Annotated in this window: 1 protein-coding gene; it reads right to left on the minus strand. The window is 46.9% G+C overall.

What is annotated here, in order from left to right; genetic code table 11:
• Positions 1-260 precede the first annotated feature (260 nt).
• Entirely contained in the window at positions 261-497 is a 237-nt protein-coding gene (locus HE1_RS00220) for a hypothetical protein (RefSeq protein WP_235075651.1), read from the minus strand.
• Positions 498-586: the final 89 nt, after the last annotated feature.

A 586-nucleotide genomic window follows, 5' to 3' on the forward strand; every position in this document is an offset into this window, starting at 1 on the left:
AGGCATTGACTAGACGATTCAAGGCAAGACCTCATGGCTGTGCGCCCATAATTTTTCATTTAAAAAGCCAGAAGCGCGGCCCGAAAAGGCAGCCAAGCAGGAGGCCTTTTTAACGGTGATGACAACATCGACGGAGGATGACCTCATCCTGTTTGGTGATGCCCCCCCACCATGGCAACGAAAATCACCTGTCAGGCACCCTCATGACGGCCTACACGCATGAACCCGATGGGAGCCCTTGGATTTGACAGGTGGTATCCTTAAAAACCTTGAAGACGTTTTTTGATCAGCTGAAAGACGCTTATCCAAAGGCGCCTAACATTCACCTGATCTTGGATCAAGGCCCCTAAAAGCAGAAAAAGAAAGGGGGATTGAGGTGCATTGTTCTTCCCTACCCCCCAACCTAAACTCCATAGAAGAATGAACATGTGCGCAACAATCGATTTTTCGTCTCTGCCAAAAAGTTTTGCAAGAGTATGCTGCATTTTTTTGACCAAACCTGAGACAACATCGCCATAGATCTTGTCGAGCGCGTCAATGACTACTTTTAACGCATTGGTCCAACACTTTCAGTTTGATTTGGTAT

It is taken from the genome of Holospora elegans E1 (genome assembly GCF_000648275.1).
Lineage (GTDB): Bacteria > Pseudomonadota > Alphaproteobacteria > Holosporales > Holosporaceae > Holospora > Holospora undulata_A.